Source organism: Faecalicoccus sp., assembly GCF_036552745.1.
In the GTDB taxonomy this organism is placed as follows: domain Bacteria; phylum Bacillota_I; class Bacilli_A; order Erysipelotrichales; family Erysipelotrichaceae; genus Faecalicoccus.
This window is the reverse complement of sequence record NZ_JAXKBY010000106.1, coordinates 1-8,133: the sequence shown is the minus strand read 5'-3', so window position 1 is coordinate 8,133 and position 8,133 is coordinate 1. Positions and strand designations below refer to the sequence as shown.

12 protein-coding genes and 1 pseudogene are annotated in these 8,133 nt (G+C 37.8%); 5 read left to right on the top strand and 8 right to left on the bottom strand.

Features of this window, described 5'->3' with window-relative positions:
* A pseudogene (locus U0M88_RS05190) lies at positions 1 to 238 on the top strand (translational GTPase TypA); the annotation flags it as partial.
* A gap of 70 nt (positions 239 to 308) precedes the next feature.
* Here the strand turns inward: U0M88_RS05190 and U0M88_RS05185 are convergent.
* Both U0M88_RS05185 and U0M88_RS05180 read right to left on the bottom strand, forming a co-directional pair.
* Complete coding sequence (locus U0M88_RS05185) at positions 309 to 866, bottom strand: ECF transporter S component (protein WP_117446123.1); 558 nt, start codon at positions 864 to 866, stop codon at positions 309 to 311.
* A gap of 300 nt (positions 867 to 1,166) precedes the next feature.
* Entirely contained in the window at positions 1,167 to 1,496 is a 330-nt protein-coding gene (locus U0M88_RS05180) for a hypothetical protein (RefSeq protein WP_117446122.1), read from the bottom strand.
* 111 nt (positions 1,497 to 1,607) lie between these two features.
* Between U0M88_RS05180 and U0M88_RS05175 the strand changes: the two genes are divergently transcribed.
* Positions 1,608 to 1,829: a DUF6198 family protein gene (locus U0M88_RS05175; RefSeq protein ID WP_117446121.1), complete on the top strand. Its 222-nt coding sequence runs from the start codon at positions 1,608 to 1,610 to the stop codon at positions 1,827 to 1,829.
* A complete protein-coding gene (locus U0M88_RS05170) occupies positions 1,795 to 2,244 on the top strand; it encodes a DUF6198 family protein (protein ID WP_366144478.1) in 450 nt (149 codons plus the stop codon). The genes U0M88_RS05175 and U0M88_RS05170 overlap by 35 nt, the downstream gene beginning before the upstream one ends.
* 5 nt (positions 2,245 to 2,249) lie before the next feature.
* Here the strand turns inward: U0M88_RS05170 and U0M88_RS05165 are convergent, their stop codons facing one another.
* The 6 genes from U0M88_RS05165 to U0M88_RS05140 all read right to left on the bottom strand — a co-directional run bounded on the left by U0M88_RS05165 (position 2,250) and on the right by U0M88_RS05140 (position 5,668).
* Positions 2,250 to 2,567, bottom strand: coding sequence for a rhodanese-like domain-containing protein (locus U0M88_RS05165; protein ID WP_168964978.1), 318 nt, complete (start codon positions 2,565 to 2,567; stop codon positions 2,250 to 2,252).
* Complete coding sequence (locus tag U0M88_RS05160) at positions 2,558 to 3,064, bottom strand: GNAT family N-acetyltransferase (RefSeq protein ID WP_331869126.1); 507 nt, start codon at positions 3,062 to 3,064, stop codon at positions 2,558 to 2,560. The genes U0M88_RS05165 and U0M88_RS05160 overlap by 10 nt, the downstream gene beginning before the upstream one ends.
* A gap of 39 nt (positions 3,065 to 3,103) precedes the next feature.
* Complete coding sequence (locus tag U0M88_RS05155; RefSeq protein ID WP_168964980.1) at positions 3,104 to 3,472, bottom strand: hypothetical protein; 369 nt, start codon at positions 3,470 to 3,472, stop codon at positions 3,104 to 3,106.
* Positions 3,469 to 4,011 (bottom strand): glutathione peroxidase, encoded by a 543-nt coding sequence (locus U0M88_RS05150; protein ID WP_117446115.1) that lies wholly within the window; start codon positions 4,009 to 4,011, stop codon positions 3,469 to 3,471. The genes U0M88_RS05155 and U0M88_RS05150 overlap by 4 nt, the downstream gene beginning before the upstream one ends.
* Before the next feature lie 68 nt (positions 4,012 to 4,079).
* Complete coding sequence (locus U0M88_RS05145; RefSeq protein WP_117446114.1) at positions 4,080 to 4,409, bottom strand: YolD-like family protein; 330 nt, start codon at positions 4,407 to 4,409, stop codon at positions 4,080 to 4,082.
* Positions 4,406 to 5,668: a Y-family DNA polymerase gene (locus U0M88_RS05140; RefSeq protein ID WP_331869125.1), complete on the bottom strand. Its 1,263-nt coding sequence runs from the start codon at positions 5,666 to 5,668 to the stop codon at positions 4,406 to 4,408. Before U0M88_RS05140 ends, U0M88_RS05145 begins: the two co-directional genes overlap by 4 nt.
* Positions 5,669 to 5,801: 133 nt before the next feature.
* Here U0M88_RS05140 and U0M88_RS05135 point away from each other — a divergent pair, with 133 nt between their 5' ends.
* Entirely contained in the window at positions 5,802 to 6,395 is a 594-nt protein-coding gene (locus U0M88_RS05135) for a LexA family protein (RefSeq protein WP_331869124.1), read from the top strand.
* 60 nt (positions 6,396 to 6,455) lie between these two features.
* On the top strand, positions 6,456 to 8,133 hold a 1,678-nt coding region (locus U0M88_RS05130; RefSeq protein ID WP_331869123.1), incomplete at its 3' end, for an NAD(+) synthase.

Below are 8,133 nucleotides of genomic sequence, written 5' to 3'. Positions count from 1 at the left end.
TATCGATATGGATGTCAATCCTTTGAAGAATAAGAAGCTGACCGCCATTCGTTCCAGCGGACGTGATGAAGCCATGTTGTTGACACCGCCAAGAGTATTTTCTCTCGAAGAAGCTTTGGAATGGATCAATGATGATGAATTGGTAGAAGTGACACCCGATGCGATCCGCATCCGCAAAAAAGGACTTACAGCACAAGATCGTAGAGCCTTATATCGTGAAAAAATGGCACAAAAGTAATAACACGGAATCGGTAAAACATACCGGTTCTTTTTTTATAGCATATTAAAAACCAGTCGCATGGACTGGTTTACATCGTTTGTGTTTTAGATACTTCAGGCAGCTTTTTGAATGGAACTACTTTTGTTTTATCCAACGTAGCCATGATCATTGGAATCAAGATCAATTGAACGACAATGCCTGGTATTGCGGTCAAGACAGCTCCATTGATCAACATCATAGCACTGACATTTGATACTCCTACTAATAGACAGGTAGCAATGGCCCATACCACTCTTCCGGCAATCATGGAGATAAATAAGGCAATGTAAAGTTGTTTGATGCATTGCCATTTCGCATGGTTATACACATAACCAATCACACCACCGTAAGTAGCTAGTTCAAATGCCATTGCGATGGCCGTTGGAAATAATGGCGGCATTCCAAAAACCAAGCTTCTTACTATCGGTAAGATCAGGCCAACACCTAGTCCATACTCCCATCCACATAACAATCCGCATAAAAATACCGGTATATGCATTGGTAATAACATGCTTCCAATTTGCGGAATCTGTCCGGTAAAAAAAGGAAACACAAATCCTATCGCCAAAAATAAAGCAGATAACGTTAATTTGTGTATCGTTTTCATTTTGTTCTTTTCCCTTTCTTTAGTAACATTCAAAATTTAATTTTGTGCTATTTCAGAGTCATATGAATGATATTTATCGCATAAAAATCATCCATCTCATCATAGAATCAAATATCTTTACAAGATTACCTTACCACAATTATTGATGGATTCAAAATACCTATAACCATTAAAAAACTATGCCTAAAAGGAATACTTATATATAAAGACAATATTAGAAACAATCTTCAACTATACTTCTTTTCATGTTTAAGATAAAAAAGTTACCATAAAAAAAGCCCATCCGGACTCTTCTGAACATTAATCTCTGGTATTGATAATCAAAAATTTACAGTTCTGTTTTGCGATGATTCGATACTCTTGATCTGTTTCGATCAACAACGATTCCCCCTGACGAACGATATACAGCTCTTTATTCTGTAAGGAAACTATTAAGGCTCCTTCCATACAAGTAATAAAGATGTCGCGATCATCTGCCGGTAAGATCATTTCTCCATCATGCCATAATGAATGCATGATCATGGAAAAATCAGGTGAATCAACAAATGTCTTCGTCAAAGACTGACTAGGGCTGTACATCAGCATATTCCGCAGCTGAACCGCCTCATTTTTTGGAAAATTTTTAATCATTTTCATCCCTCCTCCTAACAGGATAGACTGTTTCGGTCTCAAAAACAAGTTAAAAACCGGTTAATTCTTAACTAACAATTTTGTGCTGAAATACACAGGGGGAGGGGCCTTATGGATTTTATCAAAAAATGGTTATATTTTATCATTGGTGTTTTGATCAACTCTTTCGGTATCGCTTTGATCACAAAGGGCGCTTTAGGAACATCTCCTATTTCCAGTATTCCTTATGTGCTATCCTTACAATTCCCTTCGTTTTCTTTTGGAATGACCACTTTTTTGATCAATTCACTTTTTATCCTTGTGCAAATCATCTTGCTCAAGAAAAAATTTTAAGCCCTGCAATGCTTGCAATTTGGTGTCAATATTCTCTCTCTTTACCAGTTCCATTGATTTTAGTATGAGCCTGCTTTCCTTTTTAGAGCTTTCCAGCATTTGGATACAGATGCTCACTTTGATTCTTGGCTGTCTGGTTCTAGCTATAGGTATTAATTTTGAAGTTGCACCTAAAATTATGTTTGTACCCGGCGAAGGTGCCGTACAAGCCATTTCCGATACATTTCACACGAATTTCGGTAAAACAAAGGTCGCATTTGATACCACACTAATGGGTATCGCACTCTTACTATCTTTTCTATTCTTTGGACATCTAAACGGTTTAGGCATTGGAACCATTATTTCCGCATTGATTGTCAGTTTATTTGTCAATGGTGTGCGAAATATTCTTCACTTAGAACAAAAGTTTTCCTGATTCGCTTATTTTTCCAGCTTACCATGATAGTTTTCAATACCACCGATGTTTGTTACATCAAAATAACCGGCTTTTTTCATTTGTCGAACAGCACGGCTGCTCCTGGCTCCACTTCGACAATAAACAAAGACCGGTGTTTTTTTATCCGGTATCTTTTCTAAAACCTGATCTAAAGAAGCTAAATCGATATTTATACTTTCAGGGATATGTCCTTGTGCATATTCCTGATTTGTTCTTACATCTAAAAGAATTCCATTCTTTGCCATTTTATAGACTTCAACTCCGGCATCAATATCAATTTGAAATAAGCTTTTTAATCGCATGGTTGTACCTCCAATTTCTTGATAAAAAAGCGATCCATTTTACTATGAACTATACAGGCAGGACGCTCTATTTCCTGAAAACCTCGTTTTCTGTATAAGGCTATAGCCGGTTTTAATATCGAATGTGTTTCCAGATACAACATCTCATACCCTTTTTGAATTGCTTCCTGTTCTACTATTTCCAACAATTGATATCCCCATCCTTTATTTCTGGCTTCCGGGCATAAATAACACTTTTGAACTTCTAAACAGTTGGGAAAATACGCAAAGCGCTCCAGACCTATGCCACCCATCACTTTTTGATTTACCTCCAAAACCCAATACCACCGGTTTTCTTTCTGATAATACTGGCTTAAATGATCCAGATTTTCATCAAAATATGCTGTACACGGCTGATCTAAATGTACACTTTTCAGACTATTTCGGATAATTTTGGCTAAAGTCAAATCATCCTGTGGCTGTATTTTTCGAATCTTAACATTTTCCTGTTTCAACATGATTTTAGTATAACAAATATTTTTGATTAGAAATACCTATCATAAAAACTTACGAGCTAACCATCGATTGATCACATAAAAGACAAAGCCGTACAGGACAAATATCCCCAGAATAAAAAATACAAATAACAAATATTCTCTATAAATTCTTCCATGTATTAGATAGAAAAGAGATATGATTCCCATACCTATATAAACGAATAAATGAAGACATAAAAAATCCTTTTTACGAACTTCTTTTAAAAACCATCCTAAATATATATGCTGCAAAAGGCTTATCAGAACAATCCACAGTACAAGCCAAATAAATCCTTTGGGTACCGGATGATCAGCACCGGCATAAAAGATCGATAAATTTAAAACCAGAAACAAGAATGTTTCTATCCACTGCAGTGTTTTTTGCTTCATAATAATTTCTGTATCGCTTCTTTGATGAGATCCATTTTTTCTGTTGGTTCAAAGCGGGCAACGACATGTCCCTGACGATCGACCAAAAACTTTGTGAAATTCCATTTAATATCCGGATTCTTTTTGTAGTCTTTATCTATTTTCTTTAACATCGCATTCATGGCCATGGCCTTAACGCCTTTTCCAAATCCCTTAAAGTCTTGTTGTGATTTTAAGTAGGCATACAAAGGCAATTGATCAGGCCCATTCACATCCGATTTTTTCATCTGTGGAAACTGTGTATTGTATTTTAATGTGCAGAATTGGTGAATTTCTTCATCACTTTCAGGTGTCTGATTGGCAAACTGGTTACAAGGTATATCTAAAATTTCCAAACCTTTCTCATGAAATTCCTCATACATCGACTCAAGATCTTTATATTGTGGTGTAAAGCCACAACCTGTTGCCGTATTCACAATTAAAATCACTTTCCCTTTCCACTCATCTAATTGGAAAGCTCTGCCTTCTCCTGTTTCCAGTATATAATCATAAATGCTCATGGCACTTCCTCCTTCTTTGATTGGAAAGAATTATAGGCTATCCAATCTATACAAACAAGAAATATGCACTATTCCTCACAAGCTCTTTTTTCAACCTCTATTTCAACGATTCGATCTAAATCAATTTTTTCTTTTACAATCTGCATATATCGTGCTTCCAAATCAATTTTAGTAAGTGTTCCGGTTTTTTGAATATATTCTTTTCCATCATAATAGATGATTTTGATAATATCCCCTTTTTGTACTTCATGAATTCTTTGATCCAGCATATCTAAATCATCCTCCGACAATTCTCGTTTTTCGACAACGATTCGTTCTTTCTCTCTTAAAAGCTCTCGAAAGCCCTTCAAGGCATCAAAGGCCTGAAAGATATACGCTCTTTGTTGCCGGGACATCATGCCTTATGACCACCAATCGTCTGATTCCTGTATTTTGCCGTTGCCTGATTTAGTCCATTGATGCCTTTTAGTACCGCATTTTTACCAAACCGCTCGCGAATCTGTACCAATGTCTGCTGAAGTTTTCTTTCCTGCAAAACTTTTTCTGTATCGGTAAACAAATCGTATTGTTCATATTTTTCATCTCGCACATGGCCTAATGTAATAGCAATTTGACGAATCGGCGCTGTTCGATCGGTAATTCTTTCATACAACAAGACAAACTCTTTCATCAATAAAGAATAGGAATTCGTTCGATTGGTGATAGCACAAGAGCCGCGACTGGCCTTGCGCACATCCTTTGAATAACCGACGAACAAACCGATATGGTCAGTAACCAGATGTCGTTGTGTCAAAACAAGAACATTGGCATCCACCATCTCTTTTAAGATAATCAAAGCGTCCTCATAATTATAGTCTTTAAAAAGAATCTGACTGTTAGATATGGAATTCGAGCGCGGCTGGTATGCTTTGATATCTTGAATTTCCACACATTCTTTCCCCCAGGCATGATCGATCAAAATCTCGGCATTAACACCAAACTCCTTGTATAAAATCTCTGGTGGGCATTTAGTCACCTGCCACAAATCACGAATTCCCAATCGATACAATCGCTTAGAAATTCCCTGTCCTATCATCCAAAAATCAGTTAATGGCTGATGATGCCACAATGTTTTATAAAAGGTATCTTCATCCAGAATACCTATATTATCCGGTGCATGCTTCGCTGTAATATCCAGGGCCACCTTTGCCAAAAACAAATTGTTTCCAATACCGGCTGCCGATGTTATACCTGTCTGCTCATATACATCCGCAATGATTTTTTTAGCCAGTTTAGGCGCTGTTGTCTGATACAACTCTAGATAGGAGGTCACATCAAAAAAGGATTCATCGATCGAATATACGACAATATCATCCGGTGAAATATATTTTAGAAAAATTCCATAGATCTTTGCGGCATACTCCATATATAAGTGCATGCGTGGCGGTGCTATTTTATAAGAAATATTCTTAGGAATCTGAAAGATCCGCCCACGACTTGGTACGCCTAATTTTTTAATAGCCGGTGTTGCGGCTAAAGTAATGGCTCCACCGCCCCGATCGGGATCGGCCACCACTAAATTGACTTGAAAAGGATCCAGACCTCTTTCTACACATTCCACGGAGGCATAAAACGATTTAAAATCAATGCACAAATATTGTTTCTGTTTATTCTTCATCGAATCACCATTGTCATAGTAACGATTTAATTTCCTAAATTCAAGATAGATTTGGGAAATTTTTAACTTTTTTTATCCTTTTATTTCGCAAAATATAGATTTTTCTGTTATGATATAAGCACGGAGGAATACTATGCGTTTAAAAGAACTTTTGATTCAATACGAACTACAGAATAATTTGAATCACGCCGCCATGGCTCAAAAAATCGGCGTTTCTACTTCCACCTATTATCGATGGATCAATGAAGAAAGCACCGAATTAAAGAAAACAACGCTTAAAAAAATTGCTCATGTCTTAGATTGTGACATCGAAAAAGTTCTCAATAATGACGGTGAGTGTGTCAAACCTATTTTAGGCTTTGCCAAGGCTGGCTATGATTTATTTGCCGAGCAGCAGATCGAAGGATATGTTGAAGTCAACGCCAGTGATGCCAAAAAAGGCGATTATTTTTTACGCATTCAAGGCGATTCCATGGAAGGGTCGCACATTTACGATGGCGATCTTGTCTATGTACAAAAATGTGATGTAGTAGAAGATGGAAAAATCGCAGTCGTGCTGATTGGTGAAGAAGCCACAGTCAAAAAAGTACGCTATAAAAAGAATCTCATGATTTTAGAAGCTTCCAATCCTAAATATGAGCCTAAATACTTTACCCCTCAGGAAATCGAAGAAATTCCTGTTCGTATTTTAGGGCGGGTGCGCTTTGTACGAACAGACTTTGACTAACAAAACCTTTTTTTTGATCATGTTATTGACTATACTAGAACTAATGAAAAGAGTGTGATTATGAAACGATTTCAATATTATAAAGTAGCTGCCTGTTCCCCATCGGTAGCCATTGGTGATCCGCAGGCCAATGTACGATCGATCCTTGCGGTTTTAAAGCAACTGCCTGCAGATACCCAGTGTGCCGTATTTCCGGAGCTTTGTATCAGCGGTTATACATGTCAGGATCTTTTTTATGAAGATTTGTTATTAAGAGAAAGTAAAAGTGCCCTGGAAGAGCTGGTACAAAACATTCCTGACAATCAGGTCGTCATTGTAGGACTTCCCCTTGCCATTGATGACAAATTATATAACTGTGCTGCAGTATGCTTTAACCAGGAAGTATTAGGCATCTATGTAAAAACATATGTGCCGATGTATAACGAATACTATGAAAAGCGATGGTTTTCCAGTGCCAAGGATCTCAAGAAAAATGCGACCATTTCTCTTTTTGGAAAAGAAGTACCGGTATCCAATCAAATTGTGTTTAAAGATAAGACAACTTCTGCCTGCATCGGTGTGGAAATCTGTGAAGATCTATGGGTAACGATTCCCGTTAGTTCCCGCCTTGCCTTAGCCGGTGCCAACATTCTTTGTAACTGCAGCGCTTCCAACGAAATTATCTCCAAACAAAGCTATCGAAAAGATCTGGTCTTACATCAAAGTGCTGCATGTTACAGCGGCTATGTCTATGCCAGTGCCGGCCCGGATGAAAGCAGCAGCGATCTGGTCTTTAGCGGACACAATCTGATTGCGGAAAACGGCAGTCTTTTAGCTGAAAAGACAATGCAGGATACCAATGAATATATCGTTAGTGAAATCGATCTTCAGCATCTTTTACACGATCGTATGCATTTTAAAACGAGCATGGAAGAAAAAGAAGAAAATACACTGGTCATCTCTTTTGCCAGCAAGCCTATAGATGCCATTGAATTAAAACGAAATATGGATGCCTATCCTTTTGTTCCTAAACAGATGGAAAAACGCATGGAACGCTGTCAGGATATTTTACGCATTCAGGCACAAGGGCTGGCAACCCGTTTAAAGAAAATCCATGGAAACAGTGTTGTCATCGGTATCAGTGGTGGATTGGACTCCACTCTGGCTTTATTAGTATGTCATGAAGCCTTTAAAATCTGTCATTTAGATCCTGCCGGAATCCATGCGATTACTATGCCTGGCTTTGGTACGACAGACCGCACAAAAAACAACTCTCATACACTGATGCAGTTGTTGCAGGTTTCTCGTGAAGAAATTTCCATTGCCGATGCAGTTTATCAACATTTTAAAGATATTGGCCACGATATAAATCGGCATGATATTACCTACGAAAACTCACAGGCCAGAGAACGAACACAAATTCTTATGGATCTAGCCAATAAATACAACGGGTTTGTAGTAGGAACTGGTGATCTAAGTGAACTGGCTCTTGGCTGGTGTACTTATAATGGTGATCATATGAGCATGTATGCCGTCAATGCCAGTGTTCCTAAGACCTTAGTTCGCTATATTGTAGAAAGCTTTGCCCTTAAAGCAAAAAAAGAAGGCAACCAACCACTTTGTGATGTACTGATGGATATTTGCGATACACCGGTATCACCTGAGCTATTACCACCGGATGAGAAAGGAAACATCCAACAAAAAACAGAAGAAGTATTAGGTTCCTATGATCTGCATGATTTCTTCTTATATCATATGT